The sequence below is a fragment of the Cognataquiflexum aquatile genome (assembly GCF_003316845.1).
GTDB classification, from domain to species: Bacteria; Bacteroidota; Bacteroidia; order Cytophagales; family Cyclobacteriaceae; genus Cognataquiflexum; species Cognataquiflexum aquatile.
In genome coordinates this window covers 308,205-331,345 of the sequence record NZ_QMIK01000005.1, presented here as the reverse complement: position 1 = coordinate 331,345, position 23,141 = coordinate 308,205, and the positions used below count along the sequence as shown (strand labels likewise).

Genomic DNA, 23,141 nt, shown 5'->3' with positions numbered 1-23,141 from the left:
CAAGGATATATGCATAACAGTAAGATTCGGGTAGGGTATTTTGTCTTAATTCTAATTTTGAATTTAGGATTTTGTACCAACGTTTTTGCCCAAAAATCTGTCTGCAAATGGATACCTGCTGAACAAGCGACTAAGCCTTTTTTGCTTGATTCTTTAAGCGTTTTGGAAGAGAGTATCACTGTTAAGGACAATGCGGACAAACTTTATCCATTCACATATGACCTCAATACCGGAAACCTGAAAATCCAGTTCCAACCTGAAGATAAAGCCGATTCTCTTTTGGTTTGTTACAGGACATTTCCTTACGCTTTGAACCAGACCTCAGCCAAAAGAACCCTCCTCGCTGACTATGATTCGACTGCCATGTTCCGAAACAACCGAGTCCAGGCAGCACCAACTTTTGATTTTCGGGAGGAATTATTCCCAAGTACCAACCTCAACAAATCCGGAAACCTTACCCGTGGGATTTCTTTTGGCAATACACAAAACCTCTTTGTCAATTCTTCATTGAATCTTCAGATGACCGGACAGCTGACGGAAAACCTGAATATCAGGGCAAGTATTACCGATCAAAATGTACCTTTTCAACCTGAAGGAAATACCCAACAGGTTCAGGATTTTGACAATATCCTTGTCGAGCTGTACAATGACAAGTTCAGCTTGTCGGCGGGCGACGTGGTATTGCAGCAGCGGAAATCTGAGTTTTTGAGGTATTATAAGAACGTGCAGGGAGCCCAATTCACGACCAATTACAGGTTAGGGGACAAGTGGGTTGCGTCAACCCAAGCAGCAGCTTCGGTTGCCAAAGGGAAATTTGCATCCATCCTTTTGGAAGTTTCAGAAGGAACTCTCGGGCCTTACCGTATTCCCGGTCCTCAGAATGAAAAATTTGTCATCATCATGGCCAATTCAGAAAGGGTTTTTTTGGATGGAGTGCAGCTCCAAAGGGGATTCAATTATGATTATGTCATCGATTACAATCAGGGCGAAATCACTTTTACACCAAAAGTACTGATCACCCAATACACAAGAATCAGGATAGACTTCGAATACGCTGAGCGCAATTATTCCCGATCCATCTTGACGGCAAACCATATCCAGGAATCGGACCGGGTTTCATTTTACATGAATCTATACAGGGAGCAAGACAATCGTAACAGGCCGCTTTTTTTCGAATTGTCAGATGAAGAAAAGGTACTGCTGGCTTCTGTAGGCAATGACCTCGAGTCAGCTTCAGTTCCAATGGTGGACAGTGTGGCCTTTGATCCCAATAGGATTTTGTACAAAAAAGTACTTGACATAGATGACCAAGGCAATCCAATAGAATATTTTGAATACTCCAATGATCCTGAACTTGCATTTTATGCTGTGTCATTTACAGAAGTCAATCAAGGTGATGGAGACTATATCAGGCAAAGCCAATTGTCCAATGGACCTGTTTTTGCTTTTGTCCCAAAAGTTGGCGGAATATCACAAGGGAATTTTTCTATATTTTCGCAGCTTCCCGCACCCAATAAAAAGCAGATGTTCACCACCGGAACAAAGGTGAAACTGAATGCTTACGAGCAAGTCTATACGGAGGTAGCCTTCTCAAATTCAGATCAAAATCTCTTTTCAGACATCGACAATGAGACCAACAGAGGTTTCGGTGTCAAATCCGGAATAGCCTCAGAAAACAGGATTTTGGAAGGTTTTAAAGGATATAGGTTCCGGGCATTGGCAGAATACGAATATAACTCAGCCAATTTCAGTTTCATTGACCGGTTGAGGTATATAGAATTTGACAGGGATTGGAGTTTGAAACCTGAAGATGTACTTGAGGCAGGGCATGAGCGGATTTTCAACACCCAAATTGAGATGAATAAGGATATCAATAATGCCTTCAGCTATCGGTTCAACTTTAGAAACCGAGGTCAGATCCTGAACGGAACACAGCACCTTGCCAGATGGGACCAACAGTTAGGAAAGCGCTTTTTTGTCAAAAACAATTTTTTCCTGTTGAATTCCAATGTCAGGGATCTCAATTCCGAATGGCTTCGATATACCGGTGATGTCCAATACCGCTCCAAAGTTTTGGTTCCCGGGTATAGGATTATGGTGGACAGGAATGCAGTCCTTGACATCGAAAAAGACTCAGTGGTGAGTACGGCGATGAATTTTTTAGAACATCTTGTTTACCTGAAATCCAACGATACCCTACCTTTCTCCTTTTTTCTCAATGCCTCTATCCGGGAAGACAAATTCCCTGTCGACGGAATCATTACACCTGACACGGAAGCTTTTCAGACGATGTTTGGGTTGAAAAGAAGATTTGGTGTCCATGACCTTACAGCAACTTTTACTTATCGGGAATTGGAATTCCTCAGGTTAGATCAGGAAAAAGAGACTACGGTCCTTAGTAAACTCGATTACATGGGAACATTGGCAAAAGGAAATGTGAGGAACGAACTGAGTTATGCTATCGGAAATGGACGGGAGTTTAGACGGGAATTTGTATTTCTTCCTGTACCGACAGGGGAGGGCACCCATGCATGGAGGGATGACAACAATGACGGAATCCAACAGTTAAATGAATTCTACATAGCAGTCAATCCTGAGGAAAAGAGTTTCATCAAAGTCTTTGTACCGACAACCGAGTTTGTGCAGGCTTATACGACGATTTTCAACTACCGCCTCAATGCTAAGTTTCCGGATACTTGGAGGACTTCAGGCGGATTGCTCCAATTCCTGCAAAAATTTTCAAATACCACAAGCTTAAGCATAGAAAAGAAAATCACTTCCAATGAATTTTGGGATCGGGTCAACCCTTTTGTAGGAGGTTTTGCGCCGGAGGATTTGATTTCTGTCAGGCAGGTCATCCGTTCCTCTTTTTTCTTCAACCGATCCTCGGCCAAGTATGGGTTTGATTTGTCCCTTTTTGACAACCAAAACAAACAATTGCTTTCAGGGGGATTTGATGATATTATCCAAAAGGACTGGAGACTGAATACACGCTATAATTTCAGTCCGGTTCTGAACCTCAGGATATTGGCACAAACCGGGAAAAGGATTGCCAGTTCGGATTTTCTCAGCAACAGAAACTATTTCATTGACCAATATGGAATCGGTCCCGAACTTGCATGGCAGCCTAGCAGCCTTTTCCGGTCCACTTTGATCTATCAATATATGGATAAGCATAACCTTGCCAACCAAGAGATCAACGAGCGATCAAACATCCATCAAATGGGCCTTGATTTCCGGTTTGCAAAGGCAATCAAAACCACGATTAATGCCAATTTCAAGTACACCTTTATCGAATACAACGGGCAGCCAAATTCACCCGCAGGATATGAAATGCTTCAGGCCCTGACCCCCGGCAACAACCTGACTTGGACATTCAACTGGCTACAAAAAATCGGAGAAGGGCTTCAGATGAACGTGGTCTATGAAGGCAGGAATTCTCAGGGATTGGACCGGTTGGTTCACATCGGTAGGATGCAGGTTACTGCTTTGTTTTGATTACAAGAGTTATTTTTTCAAAGGAGTCAATAATACCTTTCTAAATTCCACTTCAGCCCCTTCAGCTTGTAGCGCTATTTTTCCTTTGGTAGCGGTAGCTTCATAGCCTTTGTTGACCAGGTCACCATTGAGCCAAACTGTAATGGTGTCGGCTCGGCATTCTATGACCATATGATTCCATTCTCCCAAAGGTTTTTCGGAATTATCAGTCAGGTTGAGAATCCGCCTTCCTTTGCCTTCGGTGATTCCCCAGTTTTCCTTTGGACCACGCCGTGCTTCCATATCCGGAACTTTGATATCTTCCACAATACACCAAAAATCCCCTGCATTTTCATGCATCATCTGCACCTCGATTGATTTGGGAAACATCTTGTAGAGATTTCTTGATCCCGAGGCATGTACCAAAACCCCACAGTTACCGGGCTCGCCTGCAAATCTGTATTCAACTTCCAACCTGTAATTTTCATATTCCCGGTCGGTAAGCAAATGCCCATTGGGCGTCCCCAGGCTCACGAGCAGGCCTTCTCTGACCAAGAAGGGTTTTCTGATGCTGCTGTCTTTTTCCAAGTCAGGGACATCCATATGCCATCCATCCAGAGATTTTCCATCAAACAATGGAATTGACTGAGAATAAAGACTGAAGGTGAGGAACAGAAATGGGATTATCAGGAGATGTTTCATGGCTTTAATTTTGAGATATTAATGTTGGAGAAATCAATCCAAGATTACTCTTTTTTGGTCAAAAATTAAGTCTGACCGGAACATGAAGTAATTGTATTTCAATCAAATAAAAAAGTGTTGCTGACTTTTCACTTCAATTTCTATACTAAATGAAACAATTCTAAAAATCACTATTTACCAGAAAACATGACATTAATCATGTTTGTAGCTACTTTATGTCACCCCGCAAAATTCTGCAATAATTTAGATTTGTGCCTAATGATTCAAACATTATGGTTTCGAAAGTTGACAACCCGGTAAATTTTGCGGTTCCTGAAGCAATGATTAAGTCACATTACTGTGACCGGTTGCCTTCCGGATTCCCAAGAAACCTTACAAAAGGAGGAAAGACTATAATGTGCAATCCTGAAGAGGGTCCGACACTTTATACCGCCCACCTGCCTGAAGTACTCGATTGGCTTCACGGACTTGAAAAACCAAAAGCATTAGAGAATGAACCCTGCGGAATCCCTGTTCTTCTTTATGACAAAGAAATGTCCACTGAAAACCTGCTTTTTCATTATGATGGGACTCCTGCATCTGCAAGATTAATCAAAAACTTCATAGAACTTTTTCAGGATAATATCAAAAACAGCAAAGCAACCATCATTTCGCCCAGCTTTATTCCCAAGTCAAAAATGAGGGAAGAACAAGAAATCGTGCAACTCGTGACAGGTTCGACTGCTGAAACTTCTTTTATCAAATTTAATTTCAACAGGATCGGTGACTTTTGGTCCTATGCTGTCAAACACCATTGCACCCTATTGGTGACTACAAAAAATTATCAGTCAGATTTAGCCAAAGTCCTTTTTCATTTTTATAAAGGCGGTATGTGGTACGATCGCTTGTCCTTTTATCTGGCCTTTTAAATCATTGAATTAGATGATTTTTGTCATGTTTTTAAGGGTTTTATCTAGCTAAATTGTACCAAATGTCAAATCAGGTCAATACATCCATCAGACGGGAAACTTCCACTTGCTACCACTGCGGGGAGGAATGCAAAGATGAAATTCTTCATATCGGAGAAAAAGATTTTTGCTGTACCGGATGTAAACTCGTTTACGAAGTCCTGAGTGAAAGTGACCTTTGTACTTATTACGAAATAGCCGACAAGCCAGGGCTGAGCCAAAAGTCAGTTTCCGGGAGGGACAACAGGTTTGATTACCTTGACGACAAGGATATTGTCAGGAAGTTGGTTGATTTCCAAAACAGCGATGAAACCCATATAACATTTTCCATTCCACTGATCCATTGCGCTTCCTGTATCTGGCTTCTTGAAAACCTCCATAAACTTCACCCAGCCATAATTTCCGGAAGGGTCGAATTCATCAAAAAGAAAGTCCAGGTCAAGTACCTCCACGATAAAATAAGCCTCAAAGAAGTGGTCAGGCTGCTTTCCCGCATTGGGTATGAGCCCACCATCAACTTGGCAGATGCCGACAAAAAGACTGTTGAAGTCACCGATAAAAAACTGATTTACAAACTTGCTGTGGCCGGATTTTGCTTTGGCAATATGATGCTCTTCAGCTTGCCGGAGTATTTTGCAGAAGCCGAACTTCTTGGCGAAGGGTTCAAAAAAACCTTCAATTACCTGAATGTCATGCTTTCCTTGCCGGTGTTTTTTTATGCCGCTACGGATTACTACCGCTCGGCCTGGCTTTCCATCCGCAATAAGGCAGTAAATATGGATGTGCCGATTGCTATTGGGATAGTCACTCTATTTACCTACAGCCTTTTCGATATTTTCATTTTGGGAAACGAAGGCTACATGGACACTTTGGGCGGCTTGCTTTTTTTCCTTTTGATCGGCAAATTTTACCAACAGAAAACTTACGATACGCTTTCATTTGACAGGGATTACAAATCCTATTTTCCTGTTGCCGTCACCAAATTGGTCCGGGATGAGGAAGAGGTTATTCCTTTGATCAAGCTAAACGTTGGCGATATCATCAAAGTCAGAAATGAGGAATTGATTCCCGCTGACAGCATATTATTAGAAGGAGAAGCATTTATAGATTACAGTTTTGTGACTGGAGAGGAAGTTCCTGTTGCCAAAAGAAAAGGAGAGTTGATCTATGCAGGTGGACGACAAAAGGGAAAAGCATTGACCTTGACCGTACAAAAATCGCCATCTCAGGGCTATTTGACAGATTTGTGGAACAATGATTCTTTCGAAAAAGAAAAGGTCAACAGCCTTGAATCTTTGGCAAACAGGATTTCGGGTAAGTTTACTTTCACAGTCCTGGCAATAGCACTGGGCGCCTTGTTGTATTGGGGATTTTCAGGTCAGCTTTCCATGGGCGTGTTGGCATTCACTTCGATATTGATCATTACCTGTCCCTGTGCATTGGCTATGTCTACACCTTTTACTCTTGGCAATACGCTGCGGGTATTTGGACAGGGCAAATTCTTCCTTAAAAACTCCCATGTTATCGAGAAGCTTGCCAAAATCGATACTGTTGTATTTGACAAGACCGGAACTTTGACATCCACTACTGAGGCTTCTGTCAGATATTTTGGAGAGCCGCTTTCGGCTGAATCCAAATCCATCATCAAATCCCTGGTTAGCCAATCCACCCATGCACTCAGCAACAGGGTCAATTCATGGCTTGATGGTGTCAAAGCCATCAAACTTGAGGAAGTGGAGGAAATTTCAGGAAAAGGTCTCAGGACAATTTACAAATCACAAGAAATAAGGTTGGGCTCAGCAGACTTTGTGGGAGCAAAGACAGAAGGTTTGCCTGAGGGCGGGAACCTTGTTTTTTTTGCGGTTGAGGACACTTTATTGGGCTATTTTTTCATCCAAAGCGGACTTCGCAAAGGGATAGAAAATGTGGTTTCGGAAATCAAAGTGAAGTTGCCTGTTCACTTTCTTTCTGGAGATCAGGACCATGAGCGTGTGAATCTGACCAAAGTTTTTGGAAATCATATTTTGATGAACTTCAATCAGGGGCCAAGCGACAAACTTGCTTACATCAAAAACCTGAACCAAAACGGTGCCCATACCCTCATGATTGGGGATGGACTCAATGATGCGGGCGCTTTGAGGGAAAGTCAGGTCGGTATAGCGCTGACGGACAAAATCACCAATTTTTCACCCGCTTCAGATGCCATCATGGATGCAGCAATGATCCAAAAGCTTCCTGCCTTTTTGGATTTTACAAAAACCAGTAGAAAAATTATCAAAGCCAGTTTTGGATTGAGCTTTACTTACAATTTAGTCGGGGTGTACTTTGCAGTACAGGGACTGGTGAGTCCTGTATTCTGCGCCATCCTGATGCCGATCAGTAGTATTTCGGTAGTGGTGTTTACCACGCTGACCACCAACTATCTCGCCTACAGAAGGGGCTTAAAAGACAAAATCTGGTAATCATGGAAGTAATATTTGTATTGATCGCAATCAGTCTCATTCTCGCCGGATCTTTTCTTTTCCTGTTTTTCAGGGCGATGAAAGGAGGACAGTTTGATGACAACCATACCCCGGCTATCCGGATCCTGTTTGAAAATGAACCAAAAACCAAAGATAAAAAAGAACCATCACCATCAACAAAATCTAAGTAAGTATGCCAGGAACAACACTTGAACAGTTCAGTTACGACAATAAGATCGTAAAGTACTTCGGCGTCGCCACCATAGCTTGGGGCCTTGTCGGAATGCTGGTCGGGGTCATTGCAGCCACCCAGCTGTTTTTGCCCGAGGCCAATTTGGGAAATCCCTACACCACATTCGGAAGAATCAGACCGCTACATACCAATGCGGTGATTTTCGCCTTTGTGGGGAACGCGATTTTCGCAGGGATTTATTACTCCATGCCTAGACTATTGAAAACGCCCATGTGGAACAAAGCCCTCAGCTGGTTCCACTTTTGGGGTTGGCAATTGATCATTCTATTGGCTGCCATCACCCTTCCTTTAGGTTTGACCACCTCCAAGGAATATGCAGAATTAGAATGGCCGATTGACATTTTGATAGCCATAGTATGGGTTGCTTTTGGTGCCAATATGATCGGTGCCCTGATCAAAAGAAGAGAAAAGCACATGTACGTCGCCATTTGGTTCTATTTGGCTTCATTCGTTACTGTCGCAGTTCTCCACATCTTCAATTCCCTTGCATTGCCGGTATCTTTTTTGAAAAGTTACTCAGCATATGCGGGTGTTCAGGATGCTTTGGTTCAGTGGTGGTATGGACACAATGCAGTTGCATTCTTCCTTACTACGCCATTCTTGGGATTGATGTATTACTATTTGCCAAAAGCGGCCAATAGACCTGTTTATTCTTACAAGCTTTCCATTATCCACTTTTGGTCATTGATTTTCTTGTATATCTGGGCAGGTCCTCACCATCTTCTATACACCGCTTTGCCGGAATGGGCACAGGTATTGGGTACTGTTTTCTCAGTGATGTTGATTGCGCCTTCTTGGGGAGGTATGGTCAATGGCCTTTTGACTTTGAGAGGAGCTTGGGATAAGGTAAGGGTTGATCCTGTTTTGAAATTCATGGTTGTAGCCGTTACAGCTTACGGTATGTCCACTTTTGAAGGACCTTTGCTTTCATTGAAAAACGTAAATGCCATTGCCCACTATACTGACTGGATAGTGGCACATGTGCACATCGGAGGTTTGGGATGGAACGGCTTCTTTACTTTTGCCATGCTGTATTGGTTATGGCCAAAAATGTGGAAGACAAACCTTTATTCTACCAAACTTGCCACGACCCACTTCTGGATGGGTACAATAGGGATTATTTTCTATGCGCTGCCTATGTATGTCGCGGCTTTGACCCAGTCATTGATGTGGAAAGAATTTACCGAAGCCGGTAGATTGGCTTATCCAAATTTCTTGGAAACAGTCATCCAAATCAAACCTATGTATATATTGAGGGCTTTTGGAGGCCTATTGTATTTGGCGGGAGCATTCTTGTTGGTATACAATATGGTGAAAACAGCACAGCAGGGTAAATTCATGGCTGAAGAGGCTGATGAAGCACCAGCTTTGAAACCATATGTTGCTGAACCGGGAGAATACTGGCACAGGGCATGGGAGAGAAAGCCTGTTTTCTTTACTGTTTTGGCTACCATTGCCATCTTGATAGGAGGAGCCATAGAGATCATTCCTACAATCTTGGTAAAATCAAATGTGCCGACGATTTCAAGTGTAACTCCTTATACCCCGCTTGAACTTCAGGGAAGGGATTTGTATATATCTCATGGTTGTGTGGGTTGTCACTCACAGATGATCAGGCCATTCCGTTCTGAGACAGAGCGGTATGGAGAATATTCCAAAGCAGGAGAGTTTGTTTATGACAGACCATTCCTTTGGGGTTCCAAGCGAACTGGTCCGGACTTACATAGAGAAGGAGGGAAATATCCTGATAGCTGGCATTATCACCACATGGTAGATCCTACATCCATGTCACCGGGATCATTGATGCCGCCTTATCCATGGTTGGCTACCAATATCATGGACCATGCTGATGTGCCCGCAAAAATCCGAACCCTTCAAAAATTGGGAGTGCCCTATCCAGAAGGTTATGATGCACAGGCAAACGCAGACCTGACTTTGCAGGCCAACAAGATAGCCGCCAACCTTAAGACTGCGGGCGTCGAAGTAATGCCTGAATCTGAAATGGTCGCATTGATCGCTTATCTGCAGAGATTGGGAACAGATATCAAAAAAACTACAGCCTCTAACCCATAAATATCAGGAACTATGAAAAAGGACATATTAAGTTCCATCGAGAACATAGAAATCTATCCCATCATCTCCTTGTTGATCTTCGTGATTTTCTTTATAGGAATGTTTATCTGGGTGATCAGTGTGGACAAAAAATACATCAACCACATGAAGGAAATGCCTTTCAATGACGAACCACAAAATATCGAAGGCTATGAAAAAGTTTAAATCCTTATTTCTACTATTGGTAGGGATGTTTTCAGCACTTCCTACATTCGCACAGACAAGCGAATCTACATGGTTTGCCAATCTTCAAAATATGGACAGTACCCAACTGACGCTCCTGGTGATCCTGGGAGTTGTACTAGGGGTCATTGTTTTGTTGCTGGTTTTAATGATTTATCTGATGACGTTTATGAGTGCGGTATTCAGAAAAGAGAATCCCGAAATGGCAAATCAGCCTTCTTGGTGGGATGAGTTTAAAATCAAATACGTCACAGGAAAAATGAAGCCTGTGGGAAGTAAAGAAGAGAAAGCACTCATGAAGGAACACAGTTTTGACGGTATTGTGGAACTTGACAACCACATGCCACCATGGTTAGTCAACGTGTTCTATCTTACCATAGGCTTTGCTGTGATTTATTTCACCTACTTTACTGTTTTGGGCTTGGGCAAAACCCAACTTGAAGAATATGCAGAAGAACAGAGAATTGCAGCCATACAGATAGAAGAGTACAAAGCCCTTGCGGTCAGCAGCATTGATGAAACTTCAGTGGTATTTGATGAGACTCCCGCTGCCATTGCGGCAGGACAGAGTATATATAGCACCAACTGCGTGGCATGTCATGCACAAGACGGTGGAGGTGGTGTAGGATCTAACCTTACGGATGAATATTGGAAACACGGCGGATCGATCAATGACATCTTCAAGGTGATCAAATACGGTGTGCCGGAAAAAGGAATGATTCCGTGGCAAGACCAGTTAAGTCCAGAACAAATGCAACAAGTCGCCAGCTTCATCAAGACACTTCAAGGAACCACGCCTGCCAACCCTAAGGCGGCAGAAGGAGAAAAGTATGTCCCTGCGGGAGCTCCGGAACCTGCCAAAACAGATTCTGTAGCAGCGCCTGTTGTGGTCGAGGCGGTTGCTGCAACCAATTAAAAAATAATTCCCCTGAGTAGAATTTCTGCTCAGGGGTTAAAATTACCAAACCACAGTTAGGGTAATTTAAATTTTCAATTCGAAGTCTATGAGTAAGATTAATCCAAATTTAGATCCGGAACATTTTCGTGATTCACTGGCTTCGGTAAGTTCGGAGGGAAAACGGAACTGGATCTATCCGAAAAAGGTATCCGGCAAATTTTATAAGTGGAGGACTTACCTTTCATGGGTGCTTCTTGCCATTTTGTTTGCGGGTCCATTTATACAAGTCGGTGGAAGACCTTACATGCTCTTTAACATCTTCGAGAGAAAGTTCATCATTTTTGGGGCTGCATTTTGGCCTCAGGACACCCATTTGCTGATTTTTCTGTTGTTGATATTCTTTGTTTTTATCATTCTTTTCACAGCAGTATTTGGCAGGATATTTTGTGGTTGGGCTTGTCCCCAGACTTTGTTTTTGGAAATGGTTTTTCGAAAAATAGAGTACGCCATTGAAGGCGATGCCAACCAACAGAGGAAGCTCAATGACATGCCTTGGAACAGTGAGAAAATCTGGAAGAAAGGTTTGAAGATGACCATCTTTGTGGTGATCTCACTTTTGATTTCACATTTGGTGATGGCCTACCTGATAGGTGTCGACCAAGTGATGGAAATCATCAGTCAGCCACCATCTGCACACATGTCCGGGTTTATAGGTCTGATGGCGTTTACCGGGATTTTCCTTTTTGTGTTTTCATGGTTTCGGGAGCAGGCATGTATCGTGGTTTGCCCATATGGTAGGCTGCAGGGGGTTTTGCTTGATGCAAATTCCATCAATGTCACCTATGACCATGTCAGGGGTGAGCCTCGGGGACCGATCCGCAAAAACAAGATTGAAGAGGAACCAAAAGGTGATTGTATCGACTGTGGACTTTGTGTTCAGGTTTGTCCCACAGGGATTGACATACGCAACGGCGTGCAGATGGAGTGCGTCAACTGTACAGCCTGTATTGATGTATGTGATGAAGTGATGGTGAAAGTTGACAGGCCGGAAGGTTTGATCAGGTATGCTTCCGACAACAGTGTGATGCACCGCACCCAAAAACTGATTACAACAAGGGTGAAAGTCTATTCAGCAATGTTGGTGATTTTGATGGGGGCATTTATCGCATTGATAGCCACGAGGGAAGATTTGGCTGCTACGGTTACGAGGTTTAGGGGAATGACTTATCAGGCTAGGGATACCGGTCAGATCAGTAACCTTTACGAAGTAAGTTTTATCAATAAGACATTTGATGCCCAACAGGTAGCCCTGGTGGCAGAAAACGATAAATACTCGGTAGAAGTGGTCGGGGACCAAAATTGGACCTTGGATGGTCAGGCAAAATTTGACGGAAGGTTCTTTTTGGTAAAAGATCAAAAAGACATGGAGGTCAATCAGGAAGATGTTACCTTACTGTTGATGCAAAACGGGGAAGTCATTGATCGAATCAGTACGAGCTTTGTTGGACCGGTTTTTAGTAATCAGTGATCAGTGGTCAGTGGTCAGTTTACAGTAGTCAGTATTCAGTGATCAGTTTACAGTGAAAGGTTTCAGTTAACCAAATAACCAAATAACCGAATAACCTTCCAACATTTCAACTTTGAAACTTAATAACCAATTAATCAAATAATCAAAAATATGGACTGGGGAAAAGGAATAGTAATCACATTGATTGTCTTCATCAGCTTGATGGTAGGATTGGTGACGATCTGTGTGAAGCAGGATGATATCCATCTTGTGACCCAAAATTATTATGAGGAAGAGATCAAATACCAAGATCAGATAGAAAAGATGATCAATGCAAATTCTCTTGATTACAAGGTTTTGATTTATGACAACCAACTCAAAAAAGTGGATCTGCGTCTTCCTGTCGGTTCCAAAGGTACGATGCATCTTTTCAGGCCATCCGATGCGAGATTGGATCAGAAGATTGATTTTGATGTGACCAACCCGAATGCCAATGCTTTTGACCTGAAGAGTCTGAAGCCGGGCTATTGGAAGTTGAAGTTGACTTGGTCTGAAAATGGGGTGGATTATTTTCATGAAGAAAAAATCAATATCTAAATGATTTGGACAGCGTTTTTATTGGGATTTTTGGGTTCTTTTCACTGCTTGGGCATGTGTGGACCCATTGCTTTGGCGGTATCTGCCAAGGACAATTCCCGATTTCTCCGCAATAAAATCATCTATAACCTTGGCCGAACTGTCACCTACTCCATTTTGGGTGCGCTGATTGGATTGGTCGGGTTCTCCCTCGCTTTGGCGGGCATTCAGCAGTGGATTTCCATCGCGATGGGTGCGCTTATTTTATTGATGGCATTTTTTTACAAAAGTTCTGAGAGACTAATCACCCAATCCGGCTTATATGGTGGGGTAAACAAATTGAAATCTTCCTTGGGATATTTTCTCAAAAAAGGCGGAACTCCGGCATTTTTTGCATCAGGATTACTGAATGGATTGCTTCCCTGCGGCATGGTATATATTGCTTTGATCGCTTCTCTTGCACTCCAAAGCCCACTAGAAGGGGCGATGTATATGTTTTTCTTTGGATTGGGAACAACCCCAATGCTGGTGATGGTCATGATTTCAGGAAAAATCCTTTCGCTTTCTATCCGAACCAAATTGACCAATGCACTTCCTTATTTCGCAATGTTTATCGGGATATTATTCATCGTAAGAGGATTGGGCTTGGGAATCAATTACATCAGTCCAAAGCTTCCTGTATACAGTGAAGGAAACCTGACTACCGAAATCACGGTTTGCCATTGATTTTTTGTATTATATAGTCTATTGTTTTACCAGGCCTTTCGCTTCAATTTTTTGGTTTCAAAAATTAATCCTAAGACTTCCTAGAATGGCATTTTTGTTCTGTTGGGCAAAATAAAAGCCGGCCTGAATTTCAGACCGGCTTTGGCAATCAAATCAACATTTAACCTTACTCTACTTTAATTTCAAAATAGTACTCCTGACCATTTGGATATAGTCCCAATATCACTACCTCTTCGCCAATATTGTCTTTAAGTATTTCTACCAATTGTTCTGAATTATCGATTTTGTACCTGCCATCTGAACCAATCACCGAGGTGATGATGAAGCCTGGCTTGGCACCTGATTTCCTCCAATTGTCATCTTCTACAGAAGTAATGCCGGAACCGCCTTCTATTCCAAGTCTTTCTTTCATAGCAGGCTTGATATCTTCAAAAGTCACTCCGTTGAAGCTTACGATTTTTGGAGGAATTACTTTTACGATATTGGTGTCGCCGGAGATATTTTTGAGCATGGCCGTTGCTTTGGCTTCTTTTCCGTTTCGCAGGTATTTGATCTCCACTTTATCTCCCGGACGCTTTCTTGCGACCATCTCTTGGAGTTTTGCAACATTGTTGGTCTCTACACCATCTATCCCGATAATAACATCACCTGATTTTAATCCGGCATCTTCGCCGCCACCACCTTTATTGACATCTACTACATAAACACCTCTGGAAGTGGTCAGTCCTCCTGAAAGACTTTCGTCTAATCTAGAAATGTCCTGAATTTGTACCCCAAGCAATCCCCGCTGAACTGTCCCATATTCCAAGAGGTCATCCATTACTTTTTTGACAATTGAACTTGGAACCGCAAAGGCATATCCGTTAAAAGTTCCTGTTCTAGAAGCTATTGCAGTATTGATCCCTATCAGTTCACCGGCAAGATTAACCAAAGCGCCACCTGAGTTGCCGGGATTGACTACAGCATCTGTCTGGAGGAAAGATTCGATCTGAAGGTTGTTTTCCAAATCCCTTAGAATACCTATATTTCTTGCTTTGGCACTGATGATGCCCGCTGTTACAGTTGAAGTCAGGTCAAAAGGATTGCCTACAGCCAAAACCCATTCGCCTACTTTCATTTTATCGGAATCACCAAATTTCACAAATCGCAACCCTTTAGCTTCAATTTTAATCAAAGCCAAATCTGTGGTAGGGTCTGTTCCTACGACACGGGCGGTATATCTTGTATTGTCCTCCAAGGAGATATCGATCTTTGTGGCATTTTCGATGACGTGGTTGTTGGTCACGATATAGCCATCTTCCGATATGATTACGCCCGAACCTGAGCTCATCCCTTCTCGTGGCTGCATGTCCCTTTCAGGATTGCGAAAGCCAAAAAACTCCTCGAACGGGTCTGAACCTCTTTCACTTTGAGAGATGGTGACACTGCTTTTTACGTGAACAACAGCCGGAGTCACAGCTGCTGCTGAAGCCACGAAATTGATTCCGTCAGGCACTGTGAATTTATCGTCCGACAGCATGTTTACCAAACTTGTATCTTGTTTGTCGGTAAAGTTAGAGGCTGAATTCTGCCTGGCGAGGTAGCTTGCCCCTGCAAGAGCAATTACTCCACCTATGAGGGAAGCAAGGAAGATTCCCAGGAAAAACTGCTTTTTATTCATTTTTTTAATGGTTTAAGTTCTGGTTTGTACACGAAATTTACATAGTCCTGTTATCAATTGCCAAGCTTATTTATGGGATCGGCTTAAGTTTTTAACAAGGATTAACAGTAGATTTCATTTTGTGGATCGATTCCACATTTGTACAACAAAAAAAAAGGAAGTGGGTTTCCCCACTTGCCTTATTTTACTTCAATTTTTGCTTTGTGGACTTTTTTCTCTGCTTTTGGCAAGTTGATTTTGAGCAGCCCATCTTCATATACAGCCTTTATGCTGTCAGAACTGACATCATCCGGCAAATAGAATGACCTGCTGAAAGAGCCGTAGTGAGTCTCAAGTGAGTGGTAATTTTTCCCTTCTTTCTTCTCTTCCATCTTCCTCTCTCCTGATACAGTAAGTCTTCCCTCAGTCAAATCAAGGTTGAAATCTGTTTTTTTCATTCCGGGGACAGAAACATGGAGCTCATATTTGCTTTCATCTTCAGAGATGTCTACCGCAGGAGTAAACTGTTTGAGGTTTTGTCCGATAGAGTCATTGAAGAATCTATCCAAAAGGGTGCTGAAGGTAGCCGGATAAGCCGGGTCAAGTTGGTTGTATTTTACGAGTTTCATGGTTTGATATTTTTTGGTTAAATCAATTTTATCTACACCGTTACATTTATTAAATTTTGTACCAACTGATAAATCAAGCCATTTTGACATTAATTTCTCTATTTCCCCTTATTATTCAGTCAAAATGGCGCAATTTGTTACTTTTTCAGGATTTCTTTTTGTAAGAGGGAACCTGAAAATACAAGGATTGAAAAAGGACAGCATGTTGGCTGAGTTCCTTAAACTCCTTACATTTAGGCTGAAAAAATGTACCTATGGGCCATAAAACCATTTTTCTTTTTGTTTTTCTTTTGATTGCCTCTCATTTTGGATTTGCTCAGGAAACTCCTCCGGTAAGCTCTATAGACAGTCTCCTCGAACTGAGTATAGAAGAAGAGTTGAAGGAAGTTGTTGTGGACAAAAAACCCTCTTTGGAAGGAAGTATCAAAAAGGTCCAACAGTTTGCCACGACGCTAAATGGCATGAATCAGGTTTTGAAAAAGGAACTTGATACCACGGATATCATGCAGGCCGTACCGGATGCCCAAAGGGTATTGGACAGGATTTCTGAGACACTTTCCCCGGAGAATACCAAAATCAACCTCCGGTATCTCACAGCGCTGGAAAACCTTTTGGCATATACTGAGAGGAGAATGAAAGATATGGATGAGGGGGTTTTTGACAGGATTGAGGAACTTGTGGTAATCAAAGAAAAACTGGACAGTATCCAGAATGATGACCTGCTTAAGTACAGCTTTCGGGATACCACCATGCTGGTCGAATACCAGGTTTCGATCAAGTCATTGAAGGCCAAAGTCCATGAGACAGACAGCATTCTTAACAGCCAAAGGATTTTGACAGCTGTCATTCAATCTAGGGTTTCCACTATTTTGAACGACATAGATTTGAGGGTGGAGGATTTGAGGCAGGCCAGGATTCAATTGGAGAGAACACTTTTTGATAAAGAGAACAATTATATCTGGGAGCCAAGAGATTTCCCGAATACCGACAGGCTGGTTGACATTTTTTTTGAAGCGATGAGGATCAATAGGTGGATTATTGGGAATTATTTATCCAGAAACATCCCTTTATCCTTGTTTTTGGTGGGTACGGTGTTTTTGCTTTTTTATTACATCAATTTAAATATCAAAAAAATCAGGCTCGAAAAAGAGTTTTCGGCCATCATTTTTGGTAGGCTAAAGTACCTGCACAAGCACCCGTTTCTTTCCGCCCTACTGGTAATTCTGGCGATTTCACCATTCTTTTTTCCCTATCCACCTGCAGTTTTTTTTGCTCTGCTATTATTTATTTTGGTTACTGTAACCACATTGCTTTTGAGGACCCGGTTGTCTTCAAAGGCTTTCAGGCTTTGGCTTTTGGTTTATTTCCTGTTTTTCATCAGTGTTTTGAGCAACCTGTATTGGGAGGTCGCTTATCAGGAAAGATGGCATCTGATAGTATTCAATTTTTTAGGGATTTTTCTTGGTTGGAAAATGATCAAGTATCAAGAAAAAAAGGAGGAAAATCTGCCTACTTATATAAAAACCATTGTGATCATTTACATGATTTTTGAAACTGTCTCCTTTTTGACAAATATTTTTGGAAGGTTTAGTTTGTCAAAAATGATTGGAATCGTGGGTTCCATAAGCCTTTTGCATGCAGTGAGTTTGATAATTTTTGTGATTATTATAAAGGAAATAATTTATATCCAGATTGAGGTCAGCAAAAAGAACGGCGATGGATTTACCTCTGCAGTGGCATTTTATGATATTCAAAAAAGGGTAAATAAGTTTTTTACCTACCTCGCCATAATTATTTGGGGATACTATTTCCTCGAAAGCCTTCATTTATTGGATACCTTTTTGGAGGCGGTCTTTAATTTTCTGGACAAGCCACGACAAATCCTAAATGCCTCTTTTAATTATTCTCAGATCGCTGTCTTTATTTTGATCATTTACCTGTCTTCATTTCTGGCAAATACGATCGGATATATCGCTTCTCTCAAAGATGAACAGCAAGGTGCGGAGAGAAGTAAACGGCTAGGCTCGTCTATTCTTCTGATCAGGTTGGCCATCTTTACATTGGGTTTTTTAATTGCAATTGCAGCCTCGGGTATTCCTATTGATAAAATCACCATTATTCTCGGCGCCCTCTCTGTTGGTATAGGTTTTGGATTGCAGACTATTGTCAACAACCTTGTTTCAGGGATAATTCTTGCATTTGAAAGACCCATTCAGATCGGAGATACGATACAGGTAGGCACTGTCGAGGGTGTTGTTAAAGATATCGGAATACGGGCAAGCAAAATCAAAAATTGGGACGGCGCTGAAGTGATTATTCCAAACGGCGACCTTTTGGCGCATCACCTGACCAATTGGACCCTTTCTGATAAAACCCGAAGAGTAGAATTGACCATTGGCGTTGCGTATGTATCTGACATGGATTTGGTGACAGAACTGATCCAAAAGGAATTGGGTACGGATGAGATCATGAAATTACCCGCACCGAAAGTGTTTTTGCAGACTTTTGGCGAAAATTCAGTCAATTTCAGGGTGCTCTTTTGGGTAAATGATGTGGACATTTGGATAACAATCAGAGATCAGGTCATGCGTGGTATTTTCAAATCTTTTAAAGAAAATGGCATCGAAATTCCATTTCCACAAAGAGACCTTCACGTCAAAAGTTTCCCGGGGCTGATCGGTGAAAAAGTCATAAAACCTGGGGAAATAAGTCCTGAAGAAAAACCAAAAGTGAAACCTGATTCTGATCCAAAATAGGCTTAGCGCCTATTTTGACCGTTGCCTGATAGCTTCATAGATCACAACGCCTGCTGAGACGGAGACATTGAGACTTCCGATGTTTCCCGACATGGGGATTTTGACAAACTCATCGCTAAGCCCCACAAGCTCGGGAGAGATCCCGTCTTCTTCAGAACCCAAAATCAGAGCGATGGGGATAGAAAAATCGGCTTCATACATCAACCTCTCGGTTTTTTCGCTGACCGAAATGACATGGAGCCCCATTTTTTTGAGATCCTTGACGGTGTAATATAAATTTTTGACCCTGCAGATGGGGAGGTGATTCAATGCCCCTGCGGAGGTTTTGACAGCATCAGAGTTGATTTGGGCTGCGCCTTTTTCAGGAATTACGATCGCATGTACGCCGGCACAATCAGCTGTCCGGGCTATTGCGCCGAAGTTTCTCACATCGGTGATTCTATCCAAAACCAAAATCAACGGGGAAATTCCTTTTGAAAAACATTCTTCAATGACATTGTCCAAGGAAGCATATTCAATGGAGGACATATGGGCTACTACACCCTGATGGTTTTTTCTGGTGATCCTGTTCAGCTTGGCATCAGGGACACGGACAACGGGGATTTTCTCGTCTTTTGCCAGTTTGAGGAGTTCTTTGACAAGTTCATTGTTGACCTCTTTGTCAATCAAAATCTTGTCTATTTCCTTATGGGCAAGAATTGCTTCCATGACTGCCCTTGTACCGAATATGAAATCTTTGTCCTGTTCGCCTTTATTGATCAGAAATCCATCTGCGCGTTTCTCCATAATGTGATGCTTTTAAACCATTCGGGCTGTAAGGCCCTTGACCTGTTGAGTGTATAAAAACTTGGCGTCAGAATATTTTTGACCCGCGCAAAGGTAAAGGTTATTTTTGAAATTGACTCAGGTGTTCCATATGACCAAGTCTCGCCATCTAGGCGGAAATAAACCTCATTTGGAGGGCCCATCACAACATACACCATCCCCCGGTCAGTTTTCCATCCTTCTTTGAAATCCGTAAATAGGATATTGGCAAATTCAATCTGCTTGAAATATTCCTTGATGAGTTTTTTGGCGGCGACAGTGTCTTTGGTCAAAGTGTACCAATATTGGTCCAAGGCCAGCTTTTTATCCGCGGCCTCTTTGAGCAGTTCATGTTCCCTTCTGGTGGAAATATAGGTTACCATCTCTACCATCTCCTCATAATCCTTAACCCTTGGGAAGATGTTATGTACGGTTTTCAACAATGCCCCCTGCGTGGAATTGGTGTCTGCCTGGATAAAATAGTAGCCGATTCCTGAAAATGTTTTTGGTATATTGGCTAGAAAACTCCCTTGGTATTCCACCTTTACCTCTCTTGGTACAGGCGCAGGCCGGATTTCCATCGGAGGCATCGGAACATCAAATGTGGCAGGATAGAAGAAAGTATGGAGATTGACTACGCCTCTTCCTTTGAATTCCACAGGTTCATTTTGGATCAAAAAGGTCTGGTCAAATGGCACCCTGTCCGCGTAATAAAGCCCAAAATTGGAATGCCCAAAAATAAAGGGACTGATGAGGTCCATATGGTAGTAATATTCATCTCCCTGACGGGTGTCTACCGCTTTGAGCAACGCAATGGCGGTCTGTTGGCCTTCAGGGATGGTAACTCTTTTCTCAAAATAATAGTGGTACTCCGTTTCACGGATAATGTCTTCTTTGGTCAGCTTGATGAGATTTTGGTCAGTGATGGGTTCCTGGAAACCCGACAATACCCCATATGAAAATGCGTAGTTGTCAAATTCTATCTCTTCCTCGATCTTTTCGACGGGCATCTGAAGGAGGAAAGTCCTGTTTGGTTCTTCGATGGGAATGATTTTGAGAGAAAGTCTCGAGTACCGCGAATACCTCAGGGCCTGATTGGTATTTTCGAGATTTTGTTGGGCAAAAGTGAATAACGGAATGCAAAAGAGAAATAACACAAAACCTGAAATTGGCTTTATTTTGTTGCTGATTTTTTGTCCTATCATCTTGTATTAAAAATTAACCTTATTTTTGCCCAAATTAATGAAAATTTGAATGGCTACCTATACAACGGAAATCGCTTCGGATAAGTTGGTGAGTGACAATCCCATCCATCAGCGTCTGCTCAAAGCATACATTGCTGCCAAACCTTTGGTCAGTGGGAAACTGCTTGAAGTGGGCTGCGGTGAGGGAAGAGGGGTAGAGGTTTTGTTGGAAAATGTAGACAGCTACCTTGGGATCGACAAAATCCATGAGGTGATCGATAACCTGAAAGTCAAATTTCCCGGTATCCAATTTGAACAGGCCGTGATTCCTCCATTTTCCGGATTGAAGGACAATACCTATGATACCGTGGTCAGCTTTCAGGTCATCGAGCATATCCAAAATGACAGGCTTTTTTTGCAGGAAATATACCGTGTGCTGAAGCCCGGCGGCAAAGCGATTATTTCAACACCTAATATCAAGCATACCCTTTCGCGAAACCCTTGGCATATTAGGGAATATACCGGAACGCAACTGACAGATCTGTGCAAGGGGATTTTTGATAAAGTGGAATCTATGGGAATCGGGGGGAATGAAAAAGTATGGAATTACCATGAAGCCAACAGGGCCTCAGTCCGCAAAATCATGCGTTTTGATATTTTGGATCTGCAATACAGGCTTCCGGCTTTTGTGTTGCGATGGCCATATGAAATCCTGAACAGGATGAACCGCAACAAACTTCACCAACAGCAGGGCGCTTCCGTCACCGACATCAGCCACGAAGATTATCTCCTTGTCGACCATCCTGATAAGGGATTGGATTTGTTTTATGTGTTGTATAAGAAAGATTAGGTCGAGTTTTCAAGTAAAAATTTATATTTCGGTTGGGTCGATTGGATGAATAGTCCAATTGCAATTATCAAATGAAAAAAGAGTTGAAATTCGGATTATTTCGGGTGGTACCATCAGACATTGGAAAAGTTAATTTTAGTTGTTATTTTTAATTTGGATATGAATTCAAAAAGATGACTAAAAATAGGATGATTGTATTGTTTTTGGAAAAACAAGTCAACATTGAAATAGAAATGATCCGATGATAGATTTTGAGCCGATAAACAGATTGAATTCATCAATTGATAAATTTATCAAAGACCAATATGGAGTTAATGAATTCCACTCGTCTATTGAATCAATAATTTATTCAATAAATGAATCAAGTTTAAGTGTCTTACGAGAAAAGCTAATGAAGTTTGAATCTGAATTAGAATTTATAGATTTTATGGTGGATGAAATTAGGAGAAGTGATAGTTATAAAGTAAAAATTGAAGATTTATTAAATTGGATGAAAGAGTCAGGTTTTTCTTCTAAATGATAACTAAAGCCTTTCAACTTTATCATTAAAGATGACAAGAGGTAATTCAATAATATCGTTAACATATGTTCTTTTCTGACATTTTTTTAACTATTGAAAAATGATAGATATTTCTCAACCCATCACTGTTTTTGGTGTAAACCCTATTCCTTACTCTACCTTTTTGCTCCCAAAAACCAACTATTTCCCATTTCCATAACCCCGAGCGGCGGTGCTTGGAGATTGGAAGAAGTATAAGGATCAGAGAAGCACCTTGCACGGGGCTATTATTATTTCGCCCGCTTCGGGGCTATTAGTCCTAGTGTACCAGGTACAATTTCTTTACCCCGAGCGGCGGTGCAGGGAGATTGGTGGAAGTATATGGATCAGAGAAGCGCCTTGGAGGGGGCTAATAGTATTTTGCTCCGTCTCGGCGGACTGTTTGTCAAAGACTGGAATTAGAAATAGAGATGATCTCGATTCAGGAATCCAATACTTTAGAAGAAATTCTATATTGGAAAACTAGTGGGGAGGAAGCGCAATTCCGGGCCGGCGGAGGCCTTGTGTGTGGAAGGATTATTGCGCTTGAACTTTTTGGTTACTTTTTGTTTCAAGACAAAAAGTGACACGAGGAAGAGACGTAAAGAAAAGACTTAAGGAAAGAATAGAAATAAATTGATCAATCAATCTTACCTGTTTTTGGTGTAAACCCAATTCCTTTCTTTACCCTTTTGCTCCCAAAAACCAAAGACCCCGCATTTCCATAACCCCGAGCGGCGGTGCTTGAAGATTGGTGAAAGTATGAGAATCAGATAAGCACCTTGCTCGGGGTTATTGTTATTTCGCCCGCTTCGGGGCTGTTAGTTGGGGTTGGTTTTGGTTGAAAATTTATACTTCAGGGAAATCCTAATTTGGAACGCCTGTGGGGAGGAGGTCG

Annotated in this window: 18 protein-coding genes; 13 read left to right on the top strand and 5 right to left on the bottom strand. The window is 42.0% G+C overall.

The window, feature by feature from the left end; all coding sequences use genetic code 11:
* The first annotated feature begins 9 nt into the window (after positions 1 to 9).
* On the top strand, positions 10 to 3,498 hold the full coding sequence (locus DQW11_RS16585) for a hypothetical protein (protein WP_113925214.1): 3,489 nt from the start codon (positions 10 to 12) through the stop codon (positions 3,496 to 3,498).
* A 9-nt stretch (positions 3,499 to 3,507) separates the two neighbouring features.
* Here DQW11_RS16585 and DQW11_RS16580 read toward each other — a convergent pair whose 3' ends face one another.
* Complete coding sequence (locus tag DQW11_RS16580; RefSeq protein WP_113925213.1) at positions 3,508 to 4,179, bottom strand: 3-keto-disaccharide hydrolase; 672 nt, start codon at positions 4,177 to 4,179, stop codon at positions 3,508 to 3,510.
* A 272-nt stretch (positions 4,180 to 4,451) separates the two neighbouring features.
* Between DQW11_RS16580 and DQW11_RS16575 the strand changes: the two genes are divergently transcribed.
* From DQW11_RS16575 to DQW11_RS16535, 9 genes are all read left to right on the top strand, one after another.
* The gene (locus DQW11_RS16575) at positions 4,452 to 5,087 is read left to right on the top strand and encodes a hypothetical protein (RefSeq protein WP_113925212.1); all 636 of its coding nucleotides are present in this window, start codon (positions 4,452 to 4,454) and stop codon (positions 5,085 to 5,087) included.
* Between the two features lie 62 nt (positions 5,088 to 5,149).
* A complete protein-coding gene (locus DQW11_RS16570) occupies positions 5,150 to 7,588 on the top strand; it encodes a heavy metal translocating P-type ATPase (protein ID WP_113925211.1) in 2,439 nt (812 codons plus the stop codon).
* Between the two features lie 2 nt (positions 7,589 to 7,590).
* The gene (gene ccoS / locus DQW11_RS16565; RefSeq protein WP_113925210.1) at positions 7,591 to 7,779 is read left to right on the top strand and encodes a cbb3-type cytochrome oxidase assembly protein CcoS; all 189 of its coding nucleotides are present in this window, start codon (positions 7,591 to 7,593) and stop codon (positions 7,777 to 7,779) included.
* Positions 7,780 to 7,781: 2 nt separating this feature from the next.
* Positions 7,782 to 9,914, top strand: coding sequence for a cytochrome-c oxidase, cbb3-type subunit I (ccoN, locus tag DQW11_RS16560; RefSeq protein WP_113925209.1), 2,133 nt, complete (start codon positions 7,782 to 7,784; stop codon positions 9,912 to 9,914).
* 12 nt (positions 9,915 to 9,926) lie between these two features.
* Positions 9,927 to 10,118: a cbb3-type cytochrome c oxidase subunit 3 gene (locus DQW11_RS16555; protein WP_113925208.1), complete on the top strand. Its 192-nt coding sequence runs from the start codon at positions 9,927 to 9,929 to the stop codon at positions 10,116 to 10,118.
* Positions 10,105 to 11,052: a cbb3-type cytochrome c oxidase N-terminal domain-containing protein gene (locus DQW11_RS16550; protein WP_113925207.1), complete on the top strand. Its 948-nt coding sequence runs from the start codon at positions 10,105 to 10,107 to the stop codon at positions 11,050 to 11,052. The genes DQW11_RS16555 and DQW11_RS16550 overlap by 14 nt, the downstream gene beginning before the upstream one ends.
* A gap of 88 nt (positions 11,053 to 11,140) precedes the next feature.
* Positions 11,141 to 12,562: a cytochrome c oxidase accessory protein CcoG gene (ccoG, locus tag DQW11_RS16545; RefSeq protein ID WP_113925206.1), complete on the top strand. Its 1,422-nt coding sequence runs from the start codon at positions 11,141 to 11,143 to the stop codon at positions 12,560 to 12,562.
* A 150-nt stretch (positions 12,563 to 12,712) separates the two neighbouring features.
* Positions 12,713 to 13,138 (top strand): FixH family protein, encoded by a 426-nt coding sequence (locus DQW11_RS16540; protein WP_113925205.1) that lies wholly within the window; start codon positions 12,713 to 12,715, stop codon positions 13,136 to 13,138.
* Positions 13,139 to 13,843 carry a sulfite exporter TauE/SafE family protein gene (locus DQW11_RS16535; protein ID WP_113925204.1) on the top strand — a complete coding sequence of 235 codons (705 nt, stop codon included), beginning with the start codon at positions 13,139 to 13,141 and terminating at the stop codon, positions 13,841 to 13,843.
* 166 nt (positions 13,844 to 14,009) lie between these two features.
* Here DQW11_RS16535 and DQW11_RS16530 read toward each other — a convergent pair whose 3' ends face one another.
* The gene (locus tag DQW11_RS16530; protein ID WP_113925203.1) at positions 14,010 to 15,503 is read right to left on the bottom strand and encodes a trypsin-like peptidase domain-containing protein; all 1,494 of its coding nucleotides are present in this window, start codon (positions 15,501 to 15,503) and stop codon (positions 14,010 to 14,012) included.
* Between the two features lie 179 nt (positions 15,504 to 15,682).
* Positions 15,683 to 16,111, bottom strand: coding sequence for an Hsp20/alpha crystallin family protein (locus DQW11_RS16525; protein WP_113925302.1), 429 nt, complete (start codon positions 16,109 to 16,111; stop codon positions 15,683 to 15,685).
* Positions 16,112 to 16,365: 254 nt separating this feature from the next.
* On the opposite strand from DQW11_RS16525, the gene DQW11_RS16520 reads away from it, so the two are divergent.
* Positions 16,366 to 18,867 carry a mechanosensitive ion channel domain-containing protein gene (locus DQW11_RS16520; RefSeq protein ID WP_113925202.1) on the top strand — a complete coding sequence of 834 codons (2,502 nt, stop codon included), beginning with the start codon at positions 16,366 to 16,368 and terminating at the stop codon, positions 18,865 to 18,867.
* A 9-nt stretch (positions 18,868 to 18,876) separates the two neighbouring features.
* On the opposite strand, the gene rlmB is transcribed toward DQW11_RS16520, so the two are convergent.
* Both rlmB and DQW11_RS16510 read right to left on the bottom strand, forming a co-directional pair.
* The gene (rlmB, locus tag DQW11_RS16515; protein ID WP_113925201.1) at positions 18,877 to 19,653 is read right to left on the bottom strand and encodes a 23S rRNA (guanosine(2251)-2'-O)-methyltransferase RlmB; all 777 of its coding nucleotides are present in this window, start codon (positions 19,651 to 19,653) and stop codon (positions 18,877 to 18,879) included.
* Positions 19,626 to 20,876, bottom strand: a complete 1,251-nt coding sequence (locus DQW11_RS16510; RefSeq protein ID WP_113925200.1) for a GWxTD domain-containing protein — start codon at positions 20,874 to 20,876, stop codon at positions 19,626 to 19,628. The genes rlmB and DQW11_RS16510 overlap by 28 nt, the downstream gene beginning before the upstream one ends.
* Before the next feature lie 49 nt (positions 20,877 to 20,925).
* Between DQW11_RS16510 and DQW11_RS16505 the strand changes: the two genes are divergently transcribed.
* Together DQW11_RS16505 and DQW11_RS16500 are read left to right on the top strand one after the other, a co-directional pair.
* Positions 20,926 to 21,705 (top strand): class I SAM-dependent methyltransferase, encoded by a 780-nt coding sequence (locus DQW11_RS16505; RefSeq protein ID WP_113925199.1) that lies wholly within the window; start codon positions 20,926 to 20,928, stop codon positions 21,703 to 21,705.
* A 241-nt stretch (positions 21,706 to 21,946) separates the two neighbouring features.
* Entirely contained in the window at positions 21,947 to 22,225 is a 279-nt protein-coding gene (locus DQW11_RS16500) for a hypothetical protein (protein ID WP_113925198.1), read from the top strand.
* The last annotated feature ends 916 nt before the right edge of the window (positions 22,226 to 23,141 follow it).